This is a genomic window from Streptomyces sp. NPDC055632 (assembly GCF_053618675.1).
In genome coordinates this window covers 452,721-472,022 of record NZ_JBSHHY010000002.1, presented here as the reverse complement: position 1 = coordinate 472,022, position 19,302 = coordinate 452,721, and the positions used below count along the sequence as shown (strand labels likewise).

General features: G+C 73.9%; 20 protein-coding genes. 4 read left to right on the top strand and 16 right to left on the bottom strand.

Annotation, left to right across the window (positions count from 1 at the left end):
- Positions 1-61 precede the first annotated feature (61 nt).
- Positions 62-1,606 carry a substrate-binding domain-containing protein gene (locus ACWGSR_RS04790; protein ID WP_453563530.1) on the top strand — a complete coding sequence of 515 codons (1,545 nt, stop codon included), beginning with the start codon at positions 62-64 and terminating at the stop codon, positions 1,604-1,606.
- Between the two features lie 106 nt (positions 1,607-1,712).
- Entirely contained in the window at positions 1,713-3,770 is a 2,058-nt protein-coding gene (locus tag ACWGSR_RS04785) for a serine/threonine-protein kinase (protein WP_453563528.1), read from the top strand.
- 56 nt (positions 3,771-3,826) lie between these two features.
- Here ACWGSR_RS04785 and ACWGSR_RS04780 read toward each other — a convergent pair whose 3' ends face one another.
- The 3 genes from ACWGSR_RS04780 to ACWGSR_RS04770 form a co-directional block, all read right to left on the bottom strand.
- On the bottom strand, positions 3,827-4,180 hold the full coding sequence (locus ACWGSR_RS04780; RefSeq protein WP_453563526.1) for a hypothetical protein: 354 nt from the start codon (positions 4,178-4,180) through the stop codon (positions 3,827-3,829).
- Entirely contained in the window at positions 4,177-4,794 is a 618-nt protein-coding gene (locus ACWGSR_RS04775) for a DUF6232 family protein (protein WP_453563523.1), read from the bottom strand. The genes ACWGSR_RS04780 and ACWGSR_RS04775 overlap by 4 nt, the downstream gene beginning before the upstream one ends.
- A gap of 156 nt (positions 4,795-4,950) precedes the next feature.
- Positions 4,951-6,234: an adenylosuccinate synthase gene (locus ACWGSR_RS04770; RefSeq protein ID WP_376232990.1), complete on the bottom strand. Its 1,284-nt coding sequence runs from the start codon at positions 6,232-6,234 to the stop codon at positions 4,951-4,953.
- Positions 6,235-6,377: 143 nt separating this feature from the next.
- On the opposite strand from ACWGSR_RS04770, the gene ACWGSR_RS04765 reads away from it, so the two are divergent.
- On the top strand, positions 6,378-7,160 hold the full coding sequence (locus tag ACWGSR_RS04765; RefSeq protein ID WP_376232992.1) for a diacylglycerol kinase: 783 nt from the start codon (positions 6,378-6,380) through the stop codon (positions 7,158-7,160).
- Between the two features lie 23 nt (positions 7,161-7,183).
- Here the strand turns inward: ACWGSR_RS04765 and ACWGSR_RS04760 are convergent, their stop codons facing one another.
- From ACWGSR_RS04760 to ACWGSR_RS04745, 4 genes are read right to left on the bottom strand one after another with little or no spacing between them, the layout of a single operon-like run.
- Positions 7,184-7,684 carry an N-acetyltransferase family protein gene (locus tag ACWGSR_RS04760; RefSeq protein ID WP_453563519.1) on the bottom strand — a complete coding sequence of 167 codons (501 nt, stop codon included), beginning with the start codon at positions 7,682-7,684 and terminating at the stop codon, positions 7,184-7,186.
- Positions 7,681-8,100: an arsenate reductase ArsC gene (locus tag ACWGSR_RS04755; protein WP_376232995.1), complete on the bottom strand. Its 420-nt coding sequence runs from the start codon at positions 8,098-8,100 to the stop codon at positions 7,681-7,683. The genes ACWGSR_RS04760 and ACWGSR_RS04755 overlap by 4 nt, the downstream gene beginning before the upstream one ends.
- Complete coding sequence (locus ACWGSR_RS04750; RefSeq protein WP_453563516.1) at positions 8,097-8,891, bottom strand: aquaporin; 795 nt, start codon at positions 8,889-8,891, stop codon at positions 8,097-8,099. Before ACWGSR_RS04750 ends, ACWGSR_RS04755 begins: the two co-directional genes overlap by 4 nt.
- On the bottom strand, positions 8,891-9,274 hold the full coding sequence (locus ACWGSR_RS04745; RefSeq protein WP_376232997.1) for an ArsR/SmtB family transcription factor: 384 nt from the start codon (positions 9,272-9,274) through the stop codon (positions 8,891-8,893). The genes ACWGSR_RS04750 and ACWGSR_RS04745 overlap by 1 nt, the downstream gene beginning before the upstream one ends.
- Positions 9,275-9,365: 91 nt before the next feature.
- On the opposite strand from ACWGSR_RS04745, the gene ACWGSR_RS04740 reads away from it, so the two are divergent.
- Positions 9,366-9,785: an ArsI/CadI family heavy metal resistance metalloenzyme gene (locus ACWGSR_RS04740; RefSeq protein ID WP_376232998.1), complete on the top strand. Its 420-nt coding sequence runs from the start codon at positions 9,366-9,368 to the stop codon at positions 9,783-9,785.
- Positions 9,786-9,801: 16 nt separating this feature from the next.
- On the opposite strand, the gene ACWGSR_RS04735 is transcribed toward ACWGSR_RS04740, so the two are convergent.
- The 9 genes from ACWGSR_RS04735 to ACWGSR_RS04695 all read right to left on the bottom strand — a co-directional run bounded on the left by ACWGSR_RS04735 (position 9,802) and on the right by ACWGSR_RS04695 (position 19,258).
- The gene (locus tag ACWGSR_RS04735) at positions 9,802-10,974 is read right to left on the bottom strand and encodes a serine hydrolase domain-containing protein (protein ID WP_453563513.1); all 1,173 of its coding nucleotides are present in this window, start codon (positions 10,972-10,974) and stop codon (positions 9,802-9,804) included.
- A 118-nt stretch (positions 10,975-11,092) separates the two neighbouring features.
- Positions 11,093-12,283, bottom strand: a complete 1,191-nt coding sequence (locus tag ACWGSR_RS04730) for a cytochrome P450 (protein ID WP_453563510.1) — start codon at positions 12,281-12,283, stop codon at positions 11,093-11,095.
- A gap of 11 nt (positions 12,284-12,294) precedes the next feature.
- Positions 12,295-12,957, bottom strand: a complete 663-nt coding sequence (locus ACWGSR_RS04725) for a response regulator transcription factor (RefSeq protein ID WP_351973453.1) — start codon at positions 12,955-12,957, stop codon at positions 12,295-12,297.
- Positions 12,954-14,315 carry a sensor histidine kinase gene (locus tag ACWGSR_RS04720; protein ID WP_453563507.1) on the bottom strand — a complete coding sequence of 454 codons (1,362 nt, stop codon included), beginning with the start codon at positions 14,313-14,315 and terminating at the stop codon, positions 12,954-12,956. The genes ACWGSR_RS04725 and ACWGSR_RS04720 overlap by 4 nt, the downstream gene beginning before the upstream one ends.
- Positions 14,316-14,420: 105 nt before the next feature.
- Positions 14,421-15,287 carry an alpha/beta hydrolase gene (locus ACWGSR_RS04715; RefSeq protein ID WP_453563505.1) on the bottom strand — a complete coding sequence of 289 codons (867 nt, stop codon included), beginning with the start codon at positions 15,285-15,287 and terminating at the stop codon, positions 14,421-14,423.
- Positions 15,288-15,393: 106 nt separating this feature from the next.
- Positions 15,394-16,659 (bottom strand): kynureninase, encoded by a 1,266-nt coding sequence (kynU, locus tag ACWGSR_RS04710; protein ID WP_453563503.1) that lies wholly within the window; start codon positions 16,657-16,659, stop codon positions 15,394-15,396.
- Complete coding sequence (locus ACWGSR_RS04705) at positions 16,652-17,533, bottom strand: tryptophan 2,3-dioxygenase (RefSeq protein ID WP_376233009.1); 882 nt, start codon at positions 17,531-17,533, stop codon at positions 16,652-16,654. The genes kynU and ACWGSR_RS04705 overlap by 8 nt, the downstream gene beginning before the upstream one ends.
- A 121-nt stretch (positions 17,534-17,654) precedes the next feature.
- Positions 17,655-18,545 carry a DUF3152 domain-containing protein gene (locus ACWGSR_RS04700; protein ID WP_453563501.1) on the bottom strand — a complete coding sequence of 297 codons (891 nt, stop codon included), beginning with the start codon at positions 18,543-18,545 and terminating at the stop codon, positions 17,655-17,657.
- A 299-nt stretch (positions 18,546-18,844) separates the two neighbouring features.
- Positions 18,845-19,258, bottom strand: coding sequence for a DUF3151 domain-containing protein (locus ACWGSR_RS04695; protein ID WP_383324231.1), 414 nt, complete (start codon positions 19,256-19,258; stop codon positions 18,845-18,847).
- Between the last annotated feature and the right edge of the window lie 44 nt (positions 19,259-19,302).

Sequence of the window (19,302 nt, the reverse complement as noted above, 5' to 3'; positions counted from 1 at the left end):
ACCGGATGACGGATGGCGACACCCTCCACGGAACCGCACACGCGTCCGTACCGTCGCGCGCATGGACTGGCTCACCTCCGAGAACCTCGTCGCCGTGGTCACCGCACTCGTCGGCGTCCTGGTCTCGATCGGCGTCGCCTGGTACCAGTGGTGGGTGCTGCGCCAGCGGCGGATCGGCTACCGCGTCCAGCTGGACACGGCCGTCGGCGGCGGGACGAACGGCGCCGCCGCCAGCACCGGCACGGCCGTGCGGCGCGGCTACTTCAACACCAGTCCCGGCCTGGAGGACGCCACCCTCGTCCTGCTCAGGATCGAGAACGACGGAGCCCTGGCCGTCACCGCCGACCACTACACGGACGGGGACGACCACGGGCTCACGGTGGAGTTCGAAGGGCGGCACGTGAAGGCGGTCGTCGTCACCGCCCCCGACCACCCCCGGCTCCTCAGCCACTTCCCCGACACCTGGACGGGTCCCGCCGAGGGCGCCACCAGCGTCCCGCTGCCGAAGGTCCCGCTCAACCGGGGCGCCTACTACAAGCTGCTCGTCCTGCTCGGCGGCGGCCCGATCGGCGGCGCGGTCAGGGTCGACGGCAGCATCGCCGAGGGCCGCGTCCACCCCACCCGCAGCCTCACCCCCGACGACAAGCTGCCCGTCTTCAGCCGGGCCGCGCTGTCCGTCACGGTCGTCCTCACCGCGTGCGTCGTCGCCCTCGCCGCGATCATCGTGCGGGAGGAGGTCCCGCCGCCGATCGGCTGCGCCCGGGGCACCCTCACGGTCACCGGCTCGACGGCCTTCGCGCCCGTCGCGAAGGAACTCGCGCAGCGGTACGAGAAGGACTGCGAGGGCGCGCGGGTGATCGTGGACGCGCACGGTTCGACCACCGGCGTCCGGGAACTGGACGCCGCCGGGAAGAAGGCCGCCGCGGCGAAGAAGGGCCCGCCCGCCGTCGTCGCGCTCTCCGACGGGCACAAGCCGAACGGCCACCCGGAGCTGCGGGAGAGCCCGGTCGCCGTCTCCCTCTTCACCCTCGTCGTCCACGACGGGATCCCCGTCGCCAACCTGGGCCGGGCGCAGATCCAGGCCGTCTACCGGGGCGACATCACCAACTGGAGCGTGCTCGGCGGCCCGAACCTGCCGATCCGGCTGGTGAGCCGGAACGCCGGCTCCGGCACCAGGGAGGTCTTCCAGCGCCGGGTCCTCGGAGAGAACGAACCGGCCCACTCCTCCCTCGACTGCGAGCACCGCGACGACCCCCGGGCGGAGGTCACCCGCTGCGAACTCGACTCCACCGAACAGGTCCTGGACGCCGTCGCCCGGCTCCCGGGGGCCATCGGCTACGGCGAACTGCGCGCGAGCGGCACCGTGAGGGGCCTGCACCGGGTGGCGATCGACGGCCGCGAGGCCGACGTCGACGAGCTGGGCACGTCCCCCTACCCGTACCGGGAGATCGAGTACGCCTACACCTGGGGCGAGCCGCCGGCCGGCTCCCTGGCGGCCGGCTTCCTCACCTACCTCACCCGGGGCGGCGGCCAGGACGTCGTCCGCGTCCACGGCCACCTGCCCTGCGCCACCCCGAAGGGGCTGAAGGTCTGCGGGGACGGGTGAGCACTCCCCGGGGCGGCCCGGCGACTCCCGGGGCGGCCCGGCGACTCCCGGGGCGGCCCGGCGACTCCCGGGACGGGCGCCGACCGGTCTGGCATGCTCTGACGACGTGGAGCCATTGAACCCGGAAGACCCGGCGGGCATCGGCCCGTTCCGACTGATCGGCCGCCTCGGGGTCGGCGGGATGGGCCGGGTGTTCCTGGCGCGCTCGGCCGGGGGCCGCACGGTCGCCGTGAAGGTGGTGCACGCGGAACTGGCCGCCCAGGACGAGTTCCGGCGCCGGTTCGCCCGCGAGGTCGCCGCCCTGGAACGGGTCGGCGGCGCGGGCACGGCCCCCGTCCTCGGCTCGGACACCGGCGCCGCGGCCCCGTGGGTCGCCATCGGGTACGTGCCGGGCCCGTCGCTGCGGACGGTGGTGGGCGACGAGCACGGGCCGCTGCCGACCGGGACCGTACGGACCCTGGCGTCCGGGCTCGCCCGCGCCCTCGGCCACGTCCACACCGCCGGGCTCGTCCACCGCGACCTCAAGCCCTCGAACGTCCTGCTGACCGTCGACGGGCCGCGGATCGTCGACTTCGGCATCGCCCGCGCCGTCGACACGGTCGCCGAGGGCGGCGGCCTCACCACCACCGGGGCCGTCGTCGGATCGCCCGGCTTCATGTCGCCGGAGCAGGTGCGCGGCGAGCGCCTGACGCCCGCGTCGGACGTCTTCTGCCTGGGCTCGGTCCTCGTCTACGCGGCGACCGGACGCGCCCCCTTCGGTACGGCGGACAGCGGCGTCCACGCCACCATGTTCCGCATCGCCCACGACGAGCCCGACCTGACGGACCTGCCGCCCGAACTCTCGGGCCTGGTCCGGGCCTGCCTCGCCAAGGACCCGGCGGCCCGCCCGTCGACCGGGGAACTCGTCGGGACCCTCCCGGTCACCGACCCCTGGCTCCCGGCGGACGTCCTGGCACGCCTCGGCCGGCACGCGGCACGGCTGCTCGAAGCGGAGGCGGGGACGGAGCCGGCCCCGAAGGCCCCGGGCGCCCCGGCCTCTCCGACCACCGGGGACACCGGGGACACCGGCCGTACGGCCGCCGGGGAACCGGCCCCCGGAGACCCAGTGCCCGGAGACCCGGCCCCCGGAGACCCGGCGCCCGGGGAATCGAACTCCGGGAAACCGGACTCCGGGAAACCGATCCACGGGAGACCGGCGCCCGGGGACCCGACCCCGGCCCCCGCCGACCCGTCCGGATCCACCGTCACCCCGCCCCGCCCCCGGCGCCGCCGCCGGGCCCTGCTCGCCGCCCTCACGACCCTCGCGGTGGCGGCCGCGGCCACCGTCGCGTACACCTTGCGGCCCGACCCGGCGACCGGCGCGGGCGCCGACGGTGCCGACGGGAAGGGGAAGCAGGGGAAGGGGCGGACGGCGGCCCCCGCCGGGATCGTCCCGGCCGCCTTCCTCGGCGCCTGGGAGGGCGTGCTCCAGGGCGGCGAGGACCACCCCCGGGAGACCGCCCGCATCGAGATCACACAGGGCCCGGCCGGCGCCAAGAACGCCGTCTACGTCCAGGTCTCCGAGAGCCGTCTGTGCATGGGCCGCTCCCGGCTCGTCTCGGCCGACGAGGACAAGGTCGTCTACGGCGAGTCGGACGTGACGACCAGCGTGCCCGCCGGGCGCTGCACCCCGGCCGCCCACCAGACCCTCGCCCTGCGCTCCCCCGACGTCCTGGAGTGGACCTCGGGCGCGGCGAAGGCCACCTTCCGCAAGGCCCCCACCGGCACGTCCGTCGTCCCCGCGCGCTTCCTCGGCGAGTGGCAGAGCGTCCCCCGGCCGGAGGTCTACGGCGACCAGGACGGGCGGTACGGGACGTGGGTGACGGTCACCCAGGGGCCGGTCGGCACCCGGGTCGTCCGGTTCCAGGACGTCTTCCCCCGCACGGACGAGGAGGGCGGCACCACCGCCGGGACGGTCTCCTGCGGCTCCACCGCCGTCCTCGGCGGCTCCGGGAACCTGCTGGTCGTCGGCCCGCAGGTGCGGGACCAGACCGCCTGGGACCCGGAGTGCGCCGAGAACGGCTCCAGCTACCTGGGAATCGTGAAGTGGAAGGGCGAGGAACGGCTCCTGGTCCATCCGATGCTCGACGGGGAGCCGGGCGAGTACCGGCGCCGACAGGGCTGAAACCGGGCCGAGGAGGCGAGGAGGAGGCTAGGCGGCGAGGAGGCGAGGAGGGCCCCTCAGCCGCCGAGCAGGGACAGGATCTGCTGGATCAGGGCGAGGGCGGGCGCGCCGACCGTCCCCACCACCTCGGCGATCGCGCCGGCCCGCTCCAGGGCGCTCCGCCGCACCTCCGGGTCGGCGGATCCGCCGATCTCCGCCTCGGCGGCCTCCACGGTCCGCGCCGAGAGGGGCGGGAGCTGCTCCCGCAGCTCCCGGAGCAGGGGCAGGAGCTGCTCGACGGCCCGCTCCAGCTCGGCGGCCCCGGCGGGCGTGCCCGTCACGAACGTCTGCCGCTTGTCGATGCCGACGCTGTCCGTGGTCTGGTTCATGTGCACCACGTCACCGTGGTAGTGGTGGTCCCCGCTCGTCACTTCGTCACTCCCGTGTTGCCGCTGCCGCCGTAGATGTTCACCGAGTCCCCGAAGTAGTAGTTGCTGGGGTTGCTGATCGTGAGCGCCCCGACCGTGACCGTGAGCTCCGCGTCCGGCTCGTCGATCGCGGTCGCGATCTTCCCGACGAGTTCGTGCAGGTACCGGGGTTCCCCGGAGACCATCGCGGTCGACTGCCCGTTCGTCTCGATGGCCAGCACGACATGGGCCGAGGCGGTGACCACGGCCAGCATGTCGACCAAGAACCAGATGAGGGCGCCGACGACGACCAGGAAGGAGGTCTGGTACAGGAAGGCGAGGAAGCCGCCCGGTTCCTCGCCCCGGGCGAAGACTTCGGACAGGAACGCGAAGAAGCCGATCCCGAGCGCCGCGAGCAGCGTGAGTCCCACGCGCTTCAGGAACGTGCGGACGGCGTCGGCCCGGCGGGGCCGGAGGACGAAGGTGTAGACGCGGACGATGTTCTCCAGCGGATAGGCGGCTCCGTTCACCCAGAGCAGCCTCTTGCTGATGACCAGCGGAAGCTGCGGTACCGGGCCACCGCCGTGGGGCGGGCGGGGCGGTGGCGGCGGTGCGGCGGGCGGTGCGGGCGTTTCCATGCTTCCCCCTGGGACGGAACGACGCGTGAGGGAGCCCATTAACCACCCAACTCACCTTCTCCACAAGGCGAGTTCAGGCCTGCCGGGAACGGCGGAGGGCCCGCCCTCCCGGCGAACCGGGAGGGCGGGCCCTCACGCGTACTCCCTCTACAGGTCCTACAGGAAGGAGTTGATCTCGATCGTCTCGGTGCGGCCGGGGCCGACGCCGATGGCGGAGATCGGTGCGCCCGACATCTCCTCCAGGGCCTTCACGTAGGCCTGCGCGTTCTTCGGCAGGTCGGCGAAGGTCTTGGCCTTGGTGATGTCCTCGGACCAGCCCGGCAGCATCTCGTAGACCGGCTTCGCGTGGTGGAAGTCGGACTGCGAGTAGGGCAGCTCCTCGACGCGCTTGCCGTCGATCTCGTACGCGACGCAGACCGGGATCTGCTCCCAGCCGGTCAGCACGTCCAGCTTGGTGAGGAAGAAGTCGGTCAGGCCGTTGACGCGGGTGGCGTAGCGGGCGATGACCGCGTCGAACCAGCCGCAGCGGCGGTCGCGGCCGGTGGTGACGCCGCGCTCGCCGCCGATGCGGCGCAGGTCCTCGCCGTCCTGGTCGAAGAGCTCGGTCGGGAACGGACCGGCGCCGACACGGGTGGTGTAGGCCTTGAGGATGCCGATGACCCGGCTGATCTTCGTCGGGCCCACGCCGGTGCCGGTGCAGGCGCCGCCGGCGGTCGGGTTCGAGGAGGTGACGAAGGGGTACGTGCCGTGGTCGACGTCGAGCAGGGTGCCCTGGCCGCCCTCGAAGAGCACGACCTTGTCCTCGTCGAGCGCGTCGTTGAGGATCAGGGTGGTGTCGGCGACGAACGGCTTGAGCTGCTCCGCGTACTGGAGCATCTCCTCGACGATCTGCCCGGCTTCGATGGCCCGCCGGTTGTACAGCTTGGCGAGGAGCTGGTTCTTCCCCTCCAGGGCCGCTTCGACCTTCTGGGCGAGGATCGACTCGTCGTACAGGTCCTGGACCCGGATGCCGACGCGGTTGATCTTGTCGGCGTAGGTCGGGCCGATGCCCCGACCCGTGGTGCCGATCTTGCGCTTGCCGAGGAACCGTTCCGTCACCTTGTCGAGGGTGACGTTGTACGGGGTGATCAGGTGGGCGTTGCCGCTGATCAGGAGCTTCGACGTGTCGACGCCGCGCTCGTTCAGTCCGCTCAGCTCGGAGAGCAGGACCGCCGGGTCGACGACGACACCGTTTCCGATCACCGGGGTACACCCCGGCGAGAGGATTCCGGAAGGGAGAAGATGCAGCGCGTACTTCTGGTCGCCTACGACGACCGTGTGGCCGGCGTTGTTGCCGCCCTGGTAGCGCACCACATAGTCAACGGATCCACCGAGCAGGTCGGTGGCCTTTCCCTTGCCCTCGTCACCCCACTGAGCACCGAGCAGCACAAGTGCGGGCACAGGCGTACACCCCTTCCGGGTGGGGCATGTCCAAGGTCAGGGGGCGTACGCCGCCTCACCGGTGTGCCCCGGAATAGACGAAGCCCCTGGCGCAATAGCGCAAGGGGCTCTTGCACAAAGATGCTACCCGAGGAAGGACCGAGGTGTCGGATCACGACCAGCTGCTGGTCATCGTCGACCCGGTCGCCCGCCGAAGCGACGGCGAGTCCGTACGGATCGCGAAGGATGTCCTGTCCGCGGGCGCGGAGGCGAAGATCTGCCTGCCGGAGGGTCCGGAGGAATTCTCCCGGGCCCTGTCCCGGCGCGGCTCCCGGCGCCCCGTGCTGCTCGGGGACGACCGGGCCCTGCTGCGCGCGGTGACGCTGCTGCACCGCGAGCGGGACCTCGCGGAGGGGGCCCTCTCCCTGGTCCCGATCGGCGCGCCGGAGACCGTGGAGGTGGCGTACGCGCTCGGCGTGCCGCGCTCCACGCCCGCGGCGGCACGGGCGGCCCTGGACGGGGCGGTGCGCCGCCTGGACCTCCTGGTGGACGACAGCGACGGCGTCGTCCTCGGGGACCTCCTGGTCCCGGCCGTCCCGGCCCCGGCCCCGGCGGCCCCGTCGGTCTGGGGCACCTGCCGCTCCCTGGTCCGCACCCTGGTGCCCCCGGCGGTCCGCCTCCACCCCCTGCGGGTCGAGGCGGACGGCGTCCTCCTGGCGGACGTCGACACCCCCCTGGAGGCCCTGACGGCCCGCTCGGTCGCCGGCGCGGCCGAGGTGACCGTCCACCCCCCGTCCGCCCCGCCCCGCCGCGCCACCGCCCACACCCTCACCGTCTCGGGCCCGGACTTCCGCTACCGCGCGGACGGCCGCCTGACGGGGCCGGTGCGGAGGCGGACGTGGACGGTGCGGGAGGGGGCGTGGGGGCTGCGGCTGCCGAGGGGGTGAGTGCCGTTCTTACGACCGGCCCCCTACCCGACGGTCGGACTGCGGCGTTCGAGCAGGACCACGTCGCGCCAGGTCCCGTGGTGGCGGCCGAGGCGTTCGCGGACGCCGACGGTGCGGAAGCCCGCGCGGTGGTGGAGGGCCAGGCTGGCGGTGTTCTCCGGGAAGATCCCGGACTGGACGGTCCAGACGCCGGCCGCGTCGGTGGAGGCGAGCAGGGCGGTGAGCAGGGCGCGGCCGACGCCCCGGCCCCGGGCGTCGGGGTGCACGTAGACGGAGTGCTCGACGACGCCCGCGTAGGCGCAGCGGTCCGAGACCGGGGTGACGGCGGTCCAGCCGACGACGCCGTCCGCCCGGTCCAGGGCGACGAAGCGGTGGTCCGGCAGGCGGGAGGCGTCGAACTCGGGCCAGGTGGGCGCGGTGGTCTCGAAGGTGGCGTTCCCGGTCGCGATGCCCAGCCGGTAGATCTCCAGGACCCGGTCGGCGTGCTCGGGGCGCATCGCGGCGAGGTGTGCGGCGCCGCTCATGCGCGGACCTCGACGCCCAGCTCCGCGAGCAGGCCGCGGACGCGCCGCTCGATGGCGTCGCGGATGGGCCGGACCGCTTCCACGCCCCGGCCGGCGGGGTCGTCGAGCGTCCAGTCGAGGTAGCGCTTGCCGGGGAAGTACGGGCAGGCGTCACCGCAGCCCATGGTGACGACCACGTCGGAGGCCCGGACGGCGTCGGCGGTGAGCACCTTGGGGGTCTCGGCGGCGATGTCGACGCCCGCTTCCGCCATGGCCGCCACGACGGCCGGGTTCACCGCGTCGGCGGGGGCGGACCCGGCGGACCGGACCTCGACGCGGTCGCCGCCGAGACGGGCGAGGAAGGCGGCGGCCATCTGGGACCGTCCGGCGTTGTGGACGCAGACGAACAGGACGGAGGGGGGCGGGGCGGGGGTCATGTGGGTACTTCCCGGGTCGGGGCGGGGACGGGGCCTGCTTCGGGGGCGAGGCCGGCTTCAGGGGCGAGGTCGGCTTCCGCAGTACGGCCGGCTTCCGCAGTACGGCCGGCTTCCGCAGTACGGCCGAAGAGGGCGGCGGCCAGGACGACTCCGGTGCAGGCGCCCAGGATTTGGGCCGCGACGAAGGGCGGCACGGAGGCCGGGGCGATGCCCGCGAAGGTGTCGGAGAAGGCCCGGCCGACGGTGACGGCCGGGTTGGCGAAGGCGGTGGACGAGGTGAACCAGTAGGCCGCGCCGATGTAGGAGGCCACCAGCACCGGGGCGAGGTGCCGTCGCCCGGTCCGGCCGAGCCCGAGGACCAGGAGGACGAGGCCCCCGGTCGCGACGGTCTCGGCGAGCCGGAGGTGGCCGGCGGACCGGTCGTGGGCGGAGAGGGAGACGAGGGGGCCGGCGAACAGGGCGTTGGCCAGGACCGCGCCGCCGACGGCTCCGAGCGTCTGCGCGGGCAGGTAGGCCGCGACGTCGCGCGGCGTCGGCCCGGTCCCGTCGCGGCGCCCGGTCCACCACAGGGCCAGGGTGACCGCCGGATTGAAGTGGGCGCCGGAGACCGGGCCGAGCAGGGCGATCAGGACGCCGAGGCCGAGGACGGTGGCCAGCGCGTTGGCGAGCAGCCGGACGGCGGCGTCCTGGGTCAGCTCGGCGGCCTGGATCCCGGAGCCCACGACGACGGCCACGAGGGCGGCCGTGCCGACCAGCTCGGCGAGCGCGCGGCGCCGCAGCGGCGCTTCCATCAGGGCGCCGTCGCGGGCGCGGCGTCGGCCGGGGCCCGGAGCAGGGCGGAGAGCCGGGCGAGGGCGGCGGGCAGGACCCAGTAGTAGACCCAGGTGCCCCGGCGCTCGGAGCCGACCAGGCCGGCGTCGCGCAGCACCTTCAGGTGGTGGGAGATCGTCGGCTGCGAGACGTCGAACGGTCCGGTGAGGTCGCAGACGCACGCCTCGCCGCCCTCGTGCGAGGCGATCAGCGAGAGCAGCCGCAGCCGCACCGGGTCGGACAGGGCCTTGAACATCTTCGCCAGGTCGACGGCGGAGGACTCGTCCAGCGGCTCCCGGACCATCGGCGAGCAGCAGTCGGCCGTCTCGTCCCGCTCGACCAGGGGCAGTTCCCATTTCGACATGCGTCGATATTGACAGCCATCTATCCCAGTGACAACCTCGACCCCGTCGAACCATATCGACAACCATCGAAACAAGGAGAAGGAGACGGTCATGTCCCGCGTCCAGCTCGCCCTGCGCGTCGCCGACCTCGAAGGCTCGGTCGCCTTCTACGCGAAGCTCTTCGGCGTGGAACCCGCCAAGCGCCGCCCCGGATACGCCAACTTCGCCGTCACCGAGCCCCCGCTCAAGCTCGTCCTGATCGAGGGCGGGGCCGGCGAGGACACCCGGCTCGACCACCTCGGCGTCGAGGTCGAGAGCACCGAGCAGGTCACCGCGGCCACCACCCGCCTGAAGGACGCCGGCCTCGCCACCGCCGAGGAGAACGACACGTCCTGCTGCTACGCGCTCCAGGACAAGGTCTGGGCCACGGGCCCCGGCAGGGAGCCGTGGGAGATCTACGTGGTCAAGGCCGACGCCGACACCCTCGCGAAGGACACGGGTGCGGCCTCCGCCTGCTGCGCTCCGGCCTAGAAGGGTCCTTCCCGACTCACCCCACCGACTTCCGCACCGCCTCGGCCAGCGCGGCCGCGCGCACGTCGTCCGGCCCGCCGACGACGTGGTTCATCACGTAGCCGAAGGCGATGCCGTGCTCGGGGTCGGCGAAGGCGAGGGAGCCGCCGCGGCCGGTGTGGCCGAAGGCCGTCGGGCCGGTCATGGGGGTGCGGGCCGTGGGCAGCATGTAGCCGGTGGCGAAGCGGCTGGGGACCATCATCACCCGGTCCTCTCCGCTCGCCCGCTCCTCGGTCGCCGAGGCCAGGGTCTCCGGCGCGAGGAGACGCACACCGTCCACCTCGCCGATGAGGGCCGCGTACATGCGGGCGAGGGCGCGTGCGGTGCCGATGCCGTTGGAGGAGGGGAGCTCGGCCGCCTGGACCTCGGGGGCGTCGAAGTCGATCGCGGCGGGATCGGTGACCGCGAAGGCCCGGTTGCTCAGGGAGTCCGGGTCGTGCCGGGCGGCGACCTGCTCGCGGAGCCCGGCGGGGACGGATGCGGCGGGGACCGCGGTGAGGTCCGCGGCCGGCTGCCGGTACACCATGCGGCTGACCCGCTCGCGCTCGCCCGGCGGCAGGCCGATGAAGAAGTCGAGGCCGAGCGGGCCGGCGATCTCGTCGGCGAAGAACCTCCCCGGCGTCCGGCCGGAGACCCGCCGGATCACCTCACCGACCAGCCAGCCCCAGGTCCGGCCGTGATACCCGTGTGCCGTGCCCGGGACCCACAGGGGGCGCTGGTCCGCCAGCGCCGCCACCATGGGGCCCCAGGCCAACGCGTCCGCCAGCGGGAGCGGTCGGTCCAGGGCCACCAATCCCGCTTGGTGGCACAGCAGCTGACGCACCGGAACGTCCGCCTTGCCGTTCGCCGCGAACTCCGGCCAGTACGTCGCCACCGGTGCGTCGAGGTCCAGCAGGCCGCGCTCGGCCAGCATGTGCGCCGCCGTCGCGGTGGCGCCCTTGGTCGCCGAGTACACCAGTTGCAGGGTGTCCCGGGTCCAGGGCCGCCCGGTCCCGGGATCGGCGGTGCCGCCCCACAGGTCGACGACCGGTCGGCCGTGCCGGTAGACGCACACGGCCGCACCGATGTCCCCGTACCGCTCGAAGTTCGCCGCGAACGCCTCACGCACCGGCTCGAACCCGGGCGCCGTCTCACCGTCGATCGTCGTCATGCCGCTCATCCTGGCAGCGCGGCCGCCCGCCGCGGAGGGCCGTGGGCGACCGTCCGCCCGATCGCCCCGGGCGGAGAGGGGCCCCGGACGGCAGGGCGCCGCTCTCCCGAAGCGGTGCTCACACCTCCACCACCAGCCCCTCGAACCCCCTGATCACATACCCCGCCTTCCGCACCGGCTCCGACACCAGCCGCATCCCCGGGGCCCGCCTCAGCAGCTCGTCGAAGACCGTCGTCAGTTCCAGGCGGGCCAGGGGGGCGCCCAGGCAGTAGTGGATGCCCGCGCCGAAGGTGACGTGGGGGTTGTCGGGGCGGGTGAGGTCGAGGGTGTCGGCCGTGGGGCCGAAGCGGGACGGGTCGCGGTTGGCCGAGCCCAGGAGGAGGGCCACCTCCGAGCCGCGGGGGACGGTCAGGCCGTCGATCTCGATGTCGTCGAGGACCCAGCGTTCGAACATCTGGAGCGGGGTGTCGTAGCGCAGGAGTTCTTCCACAGCTGTGGACAAGTTTTCGAGAGACGGGCGGACGCCCTCCTGGAGGAGGATCCGCCAGCCGTTGACCGTGGTGTTCACCGTCGCCTCGTGGCCCGCGTTCAGGAGCAGGACGCAGGTCGAGACCATCTCCTGTTCCGTCAGCTCCGGGACGGCGAGGAGGGCCGAGATCAGGTCCTCCCCCGGAGCCTCGCGGCGCCTCGCGATCAGTTCGCGGAGGTAGTCCGAGAACTCGATCGACGCCTCCACCGCCCGCCGCGCCGTCTCCTCCGACGGGTTCAGCTCGAACATCCCGCAGATCGCCGCCGACCACGGGCGCAGCCGCCCCCGCTCCTCGTCCTCCTCCGGGATCCCCAGCATCTCCGCGATCACCGCGACCGGCAGCGGTTCCGCCACCAGGGCCTGGAGGTCGCCGCCGCCCGCCGCCACCAGGTCCCCGACCAGGCCGGCGGCGAGGCGCCGTACCGCCGGGGCCAGGTCCTCCACCGTCCTCGGGGTGAACGCCTTGGACACCAGGCGGCGGATGCGGGCGTGGTCCGCGCCCTCCAGGTCCAGGAGCCCGTGGTCGTTCAGGGTGTGGAAGGGCTCGTGCGCCGGGTCCGGGGCCTCCCGGCCGAACTCCTCGTGCGTGAAGCGGTGCGTGTACGTCCGGCCCAGGCGCCGGTCCCGGAGGAGCGCCGAGACGTCCTCGTGGTGCGGGATCAGCCATTGGCCCGTGGGGCCGTGCCAGTGGGCCCTGCCCTCCGCCCGCAGTGCGGCGTAGGCGGGGTAGGGGTCGGCGGTGAACTCCGGGGACGAGGGGTCGTACGCGGTGGTGGCCATGCACACCGACGTTAGCCGCCGACCCGCACCAGCCCCGCCTCGTACGCGAACACCGCCGCCTGCGTCCGGTCCCGCAGCCCCAGCTTCACCAGGATCCGGCTCACGTGCGTCTTGATCGTGGACTCCGCGACGACCAGGTGGTCCGCGATCTCCGCGTTCGACAGGCCCTGCGCGATCAGCACCAGGACCTCCGTCTCGCGCTCGGTCAGCTCCCCGATCTGCGCCATCGCCGGCGGGCGCGGGGAGGACCCCGGCGCCTTCGCGAACTCGGTGATCAGGCGCTTCGTGACGGTCGGCGCGAGCAGCGCCTCGCCCGCCGCGACGACCCGGACGCCGTCCGCGAGCTGCCGGGCCGAGGCGTCCTTGAGCAGGAAGCCGGAGGCCCCGGCGCGCAGCGCCTGGTACACGTACTCGTCCAGGTCGAACGTGGTCAGGACCAGCACCTTCGCGTCCGCGTCGGCCGCGACGATCTCCCGCGTGGCCTCGATGCCGTTCAGCTCCGGCATCCGGATGTCCATCAGGACCACGTCCGGACGGAGGGCCGCGACCTGCGCGATCGCCTCCCGGCCGTTGACCGCCTCGCCGACGACCTCGATGTCCGGCATCGCGCCCAGCAGGACCGAGAAGCCCTCCCGGACCATCATCTGGTCGTCGACGATCAGCACCCGGATCACGACACCGCCTCCTCACGGCTCACGGGGACGAAGGCCGCCACCTCGTAGCCACCGTCCTCGGTCGCCCCGGCCGTCATCTCACCGCCCAGCATCGTCACACGCTCCCGCATGCCGGTGATGCCGTGACCCGCCCCCATCGACAGGGGCGGGCGAAGCCCTCCTTGAGGGGTGGTGGCCGGGCGACGGGCGGGCTTGACCAGGCCGCGCGCCGGGCCGTTGGCGATGCGCAGGCCCAGGCCGCCGAGCACGTACGACACCTCGACCTTCGCCGCCGCGCCCGGCGCGTGCCGCAGCACGTTCGACAGGGCCTCCTGGACGATCCGGTACGCGGACAGCTCCACGCCCTGCGGCAGCTCCCTGACCGCGCCGGTCACCGTCTTCTCGATGTCGAGTCCGGCCTCCCGGACGTTGGCGACGAGCGCGTCCAGGTCGGCGAGGGTGGGCTGCGGGGCGTCGGGCGCCTCGTAGTCCTCGGCCCGGACGACCCCGAGGATGCGGCGCAGCTCGGTCAGCGCGGCGACCGCGTTCTCCCGGATGGTGAGGAAGGCCTGCTCAAGCTCCGGCGGCGGGTTCTCGACCCGGTACGGCGCGGCCTCCGCCTGGATCGCGACCACCGACATGTGGTGGGCGACGACGTCGTGCAGCTCGCGGGCGATGGTGGTCCGCTCCTCCAGGAGGGTCCGCTTCGACCGCTCCTGCGCGGTGACCGTCTGCTGCGCGGTGACCTCGCGGTCGGCCTGGCGGCGGATCTGGAAGACGGTGACGACCAGCAGGACGAACGCGGAGGCGAAGAGCAGCGGGGCAGTGTCGGAGCTGCGCCCGACGCCGAGGAACCACTCCATGAAGAGGGAGAAGACCGCCGTCACGGTCCACATCCACGCCGCGGCGCGGGGCCGGGAGCGGACGGCCACCACGCCCAGGACCACCAGGTGCGTGAGGAGCATCGCGTCCGGCCAGGGCCAGCCGTCCCCGTAACCGGTGATGTAGCCGACGAAGGGCGTCACGCCGAGCGAGGCCCAGAAGGCGAGGACCGGCCGGACCAGGGTGAGCAGCACGATCACGGCGGGCACGGCGGCGGTCAGGAACGCCAGCGGACCGAAGTGGTAGTCGATGCCGTCGTATCCCATGCCGAAGACGACCAGCGCCCAGAACCCGACGAACGCGTGCGGGAGCAGTCCCGTGTAGATGCGTATCCGCCTCGGCAGGAAGCGGGTCGGGCCGCGGTCCACGTCCATGCGCGGCAGCGGCCGGTAGGCGAAGGCGTCGTGGAAGAGTTCCTGCCGCAGGCCCCCGAGGGCCGCCTGCACCAGGCGGAACTCGGGGGCGCGGCTCGTCCCGGGGGTCTGTGTCTGAGTCACGCCGATTACGGTACGGGGGCCGCCGGGGCGGGTCGTCCCGCTCCGTACGGATCCTTCCCCGTCCGTCCTGAGTACTACGGAAGGGCCGGACCGGTACCGGGGGCCTCACCAGGCCAGCTGGGCGATCTCCTCCGCCACCACCGCGCACGCGTCCGTCGCCGGGTCGATGAGCGGGAAGTGGCCGGTCTCCTCCAGGAGCGTCAGGCCGACCGTCTCGCCCGCCTTCGCCGCCGCCTCCGCGTACGCGTCGGCCACCGCGTACGGCACGACGACGTCCTCGCGGCCCTGCACGACGGTGGTCGCGATGCCGGTCGGGAGGAGGAGGGCCGGGTCGGCGGAGGCCGCGCGCTCCTCGTACGCCTCCGGGCCGCCGAGGAGTTCGGTGACCGCGCCGCCGCACACCCCCAGCTCGACCGCCCGCGCGAAGTGGGCGATCGGGGCGAGGGCGACGACCCCGCGCAGCGGCGGCGGTGCGGGCAGCCGCCATGGGGAGCCGGCCGGCAGGACGTGCCGGGCGGCGGCCCACAGGGCCAGGTGCCCGCCGGCCGAGTGCCCGGTGAGCACGATCCGGCCCGTGTCGGCCTGCGGCAGGTGCGTAGCGGCGAGCTCCGGTACGGCGTCGAGCGCGGCGGCCACGTCGTCGAAGGTCTCGGGCCAGCGCCCGGCGACCGGGGCCGTGCCGCCCTGGCGCGGCAGGCCGCCGCCGCGCCGGTACTCGACGCTGGCGACGGCGAAGCCGCGCCGGGCCAGGAAGTCCGCGAGCGGCGTCAGGTGCCCCCGGTCGTACGGCGCCCGCCAGGCGCCGCCGTGCAGGGCGACGACGAGCGGGGCCCGGTCGCGTCCGTCGCGCGGGGCGTAGAAGTCGACCACCTGGTCCGGGTGGTCGCCGTACGCGGCGGTGGCGTCCGGGGCGACGACCGGGTGCGAGAAGGCCGACGCCTCTTCGGCGGCGTCGCGCGCGGCGGGATCCATGGGCTGTTCCAACCTCTCGGGTACGGGGCCGAATTGGCCTGACCTGCGGGGACGGTACCAGGACCGGAGCCCCGCAGATCAGGTGATCATCGGACCCGCGTACCCGTTACGCGGCCGGCACGTCCGCCAGGACCTCCGCCAGGATCCGCGCCGCGCGCTCCGCGTCCGCGAACCCGACGTACAGCGGTGTGAAGCCGAACCGCAGCACGTCCGGGCGGCGCAGGTCGCCCACGACCCCGCGCCGGATCAGTTCGACCATCACGGCCGGGGCCTCGGCGCACCGCAGCGCGACCTGGCTGCCGCGCTCGCCGTGCGCCTCGGGCGTGACCGACTCGACCCGGCCCCCGGGGGCGTACGCCCGCACGCACTCCAGGAAGAAGTCCGTGAGGGCCAGGGACTTGGCCCGCACGTCCTCGACCGCGACCCCGTCCCACACGTCGAGCGCCGCTTCGAGCGCCAGCATGGAGAGGATGTCGGGGGTGCCGACCCGGCCCCGCACGGCGCCCGCCGCCGCCTCGTACCCGGGGGTCATGCCGAACGGGTCGGCGTGCGAGTTCCAGCCGGGCAGCGGCGAGTCGAAGGCGGCCTGGTGGCGCTCGGCGACGTACAGGTAGGCGGGCGAACCGGGTCCGCCGTTCAGGTACTTGTACGTGCAGCCGACGGCCAGGTCGACCCCGTGGGCGTCCAGGCCGACGGGCAGGGCGCCCGCGCTGTGGCACAGGTCCCAGACGGCGAGGGCGCCCGCCGCGTGCAGGGCGGCGGTGATGCCCGGCAGGTCGTGGAGCCGGCCGCTGCGGTAGTCGACGTGGTTGACGAGCGCGGCGGCCGTGCGCGGACCCGCCGCCTCCGCCATCGCGGCCGGGTCGAGGGGCACGATCCGGTGACCCGTCATCCGCGCGGCCGACTCCGCGATGTACCCGTCCGTGGGAAAGGTCGTGGCGTCCACCAGGATCTCGTCGCGTCCGTCGCCCGCCAGACGGGCGGCGGCGACGACCGCCTTGAAGACGTTCACGCTGGTCGAGTCGCCGACCACGACCTGCCCGGGACCGGCGCCGACGATCGGCGCGATCCGCTCGCCGATCCGTTCGGGCGCGGTCCACCAGCCCGACTCGTCCCAGGAGCGGATGCGCAGCTCGCCCCACTCGCGGCTGATGACGTCGGCCATGCGGGCGGGGACGTGGGCGGGCAGGGCGCCGAGCGAGTTGCCGTCGAGGTAGACGGTGTCCGCGTCGAGGGCGAACCTCTCGCGGTGCCCGGCGAGGCCGTCGGCCGCGTCGAGGTCCCCGGCGCGGGCCGCGAGGTGGTCCTCGCGACGGCCCTTGAGGCGGTCCTTGAGCTGGTCCTTGAGGCGGCCCTTGAGGAGGTCAGACATGGCTGCGGGCCGTCCAGAGCTCGGGGAACACGTTCTTCTGGGCCCGCTTCTCCAGCCAGGCCACGCCCGCCGAACCGCCGGTGCCGGTCTTGGCGCCCATCGCGCGCCGGGTCGCCACCAGGTGGTCGTTGCGCCAGCGCCAGACCAGCTCGGCCACGTCGCTCAGGGCCTCGCCGAGCCGGACCAGCTCGGCGTTCTGGTCGGAGTCCGCGTAGATCCCGGCCCAGACCGCCTCGACCTCGGGAGAGGGCTCGTACCGCCCCGCGAGGTCGCGGGTCAGGACGGCGGCCGGTACGGGCAGGCCGCGCCGGGCGAGCAGGCCGAGGACCTCGTCGTACAGGCTCGGCTCGTGGAGCGCCTTCTCCAGCTCGGCATGGACGCGGGGCGCGCCCCGGTGCGGGACGAGCATGGACGCGGACTTCTCGCCGAGCAGGAACTCCATCCGCCGGTACATCGCGGACTGGAACCCGGAGCCCTCGCCGAGCGCGCCCCGGTAGGCGTTGAACTGGGCGGGGGTGAGCTGGGCGAGCGGCCGCCAGGAGTGGTTCAGGGCCTCCAGCTCGCGCACGGAGCGCTTGAGCGCGTCCATCGCGACGGGGACGCGGTCCTCGCGCAGGGCGCGGCTCGCGGTCTCCCACTCGTGGACGATCACCGTGAACCACAGCTCCATGACCTGGGTGGTGACCAGGAAGACCATCTCGCCGGGGTCGTCCGAGCGGAGGTGCTGGAGGTGGGTGAGGACGTCCGCCTGGACGTAGTCCTCGTACGGCGTCGTGCCCGCGAAGTCGAGGTTCGGGGCGTCGGAGGCCGGAGCGGCCCCCGAGACGTCGGGAGAAGCCCCGGAGGAATCGGGAGAACCCGGGAAGGTGGACATTTCTGTCTCCTCGGTACGTTCTACCGGGTAGCGGTCCGCTCGCACCGTGCGGCACCTCGTGCGGCACGGGAGCTCCGGTCCCCTCGGGAGGCGCGCTCCGTCGCGCGCCGTCCCAGACGCATCATGGCACGATCGGCCCGGTGATGTAGCTCCCGTCTTCGGCATACGGATAAGCGTTCGAAACGCAGCCGTCCAGGCCCTTGATCTGCTGCATCATCGCGGGCGCGGGTTTTCCGGGGCCGGAACAGGCCATGTGCTCCCGGATGCCGATCTCGTGGCCGACCTCGTGGTTGATGATCAGGTGCCGGTACTCGGCGGGCGGACCCGCGAAGGTCGGGGAGCCGAGCATCCACCGCCTGAGGTTCACGACGACGCCCTCGGTGGTCTCGCAGTTCAGCTCGCCGCCGGTGTCGAGGCCCTCGCGGAGGCAGAGCGCGTCGGCCGTGTCGGGGGTGGCGATCCGGATGACGAAGTCGGCCTCCTCCCGTTCGGAGACGAGCTGGAAGCGGCCCCGGCCGTGGGCGGCCCAACCGCGCGGATGGGCCAGGATCCGCTGGATCTCGGCGGCCGTCCCGTCCGCTTGGAGGCCGATGCCGTTCTCGACCTCGACCCGGTAGCGGCGCAGTTCGCCGCTCGCGCCGGTGGGGACGCCGGAGGCCTGCGCGGTGGTGAAGGTCCCGGGGCCGGACTTCGGTACGACGGGCTTCTCCGGGGTGGCCCCGAACGTCGGGGTGGGGATCCGTTTCGGGGTGGGGGTCGGCTTCGGGGCCGGCGCGAGCGTCCGTTCCGGTTCCGGCGACGGGGTCGGGGCCGGGGCCGGTTCCGCCGTGGCGGGCCGGGGCGCGGGCGGGTCGGTCGCCGGGGCCGCGCTCCCGGCCTCGGGGCCGGGCACGGGGAGGGCCGGGGCGGCGGTCGCGCCGTCGGTCGCCCTGCCGTTGAAGTGGGCGAGGGCGGCACCGCCGCCGAGCGCGAGGGAGGCCAGGACCAGGACGGGGAGGGCGAGCCGGCGCACGGGGCCGCGTCTGTTCCCGCCCCGTCGGCGGCCCTGTGCGCGTCGCCGTCCTACGGGTGCGGCACGTTTGCCCACGACAGACTTCTCCCCTGTTCCGGCCGGTGTGGGGGAAGAGGAGGTGGGGCCTCGGTACCGGCGTTCGTCGGTGCTGCGGTTCCGGGGATCGTACCGGTCCCGCTCGAACAGACTCGAAAAGCGCGCGGGCGGTTCCGCAAAGACGTGCGACATCGAGAAGACGCCGAAAAGGCGTCGGGGCGGCGGCCGTTCGCCGGCCACCGCCCCGGGGAGTCGCGCCCGCGTCAGCCGAGCGTCTCCGCCGCCGTCTCCGAGGAGTCGCGCAGGAAGGCCGTGCAGCGCTCGTACTCCTCCTTCTCGCCGATCTCGCCGGCCGCCCGGGCCAGGGCGTGCAGCGCGCGCAGGAAGCCGCGGTTCGGCTCGTGCTCCCACGGGACCGGGCCGTGGCCCTTCCAGCCGTTGCGGCGCAGGGCGTCCAGGCCCCGGTGGTAGCCGGTGCGGGCGTAGGCGTACGACTCGACGACCCGGCCGCCCTCGTAGGCGTCGTCGGCGAGGCGCGCCCAGGCGAGCGAGGAGGTCGGGTACTTCGCGGCGACCTCCGCCGGAGCCGTGCCGCTCGCGAGCAGCTCGCGCGGACCCGGTTCGTCGGGCAGGTGGGTGGGGGCGGGTCCCCCAAGGAGGTTCTCGTGGATGGCCATGGGCCCAGTCTGCCTCAGTACGGACGCCCCGAACCGCCCCGGTC

Coding starts and splice junctions, on each gene's coding strand:
- ACWGSR_RS04790 (WP_453563530.1), top strand. CDS start 62: ATGGACTGGCTCACCTCCGAGAACCTCGTCGCCGTGGTCACCGCACTC.
- ACWGSR_RS04775 (WP_453563523.1), bottom strand. CDS start 4,794: ATGGAAACGCCCGCACCGCCCGCCGCACCGCCGCCACCGCCCCGCCCG.
- ACWGSR_RS04760 (WP_453563519.1), bottom strand. CDS start 7,684: ATGAGCGGCGCCGCACACCTCGCCGCGATGCGCCCCGAGCACGCCGAC.
- ACWGSR_RS04755 (WP_376232995.1), bottom strand. CDS start 8,100: ATGACCCCCGCCCCGCCCCCCTCCGTCCTGTTCGTCTGCGTCCACAAC.
- ACWGSR_RS04750 (WP_453563516.1), bottom strand. CDS start 8,891: ATGGAAGCGCCGCTGCGGCGCCGCGCGCTCGCCGAGCTGGTCGGCACG.
- ACWGSR_RS04745 (WP_376232997.1), bottom strand. CDS start 9,274: ATGTCGAAATGGGAACTGCCCCTGGTCGAGCGGGACGAGACGGCCGAC.
- ACWGSR_RS04740 (WP_376232998.1), top strand. CDS start 9,366: ATGTCCCGCGTCCAGCTCGCCCTGCGCGTCGCCGACCTCGAAGGCTCG.
- ACWGSR_RS04735 (WP_453563513.1), bottom strand. CDS start 10,974: ATGACGACGATCGACGGTGAGACGGCGCCCGGGTTCGAGCCGGTGCGT.
- ACWGSR_RS04730 (WP_453563510.1), bottom strand. CDS start 12,283: ATGGCCACCACCGCGTACGACCCCTCGTCCCCGGAGTTCACCGCCGAC.
- ACWGSR_RS04715 (WP_453563505.1), bottom strand. CDS start 15,287: ATGGATCCCGCCGCGCGCGACGCCGCCGAAGAGGCGTCGGCCTTCTCG.
- kynU (WP_453563503.1), bottom strand. CDS start 16,659: ATGTCTGACCTCCTCAAGGGCCGCCTCAAGGACCAGCTCAAGGACCGC.
- ACWGSR_RS04705 (WP_376233009.1), bottom strand. CDS start 17,533: ATGTCCACCTTCCCGGGTTCTCCCGATTCCTCCGGGGCTTCTCCCGAC.
- ACWGSR_RS04695 (WP_383324231.1), bottom strand. CDS start 19,258: ATGGCCATCCACGAGAACCTCCTTGGGGGACCCGCCCCCACCCACCTG.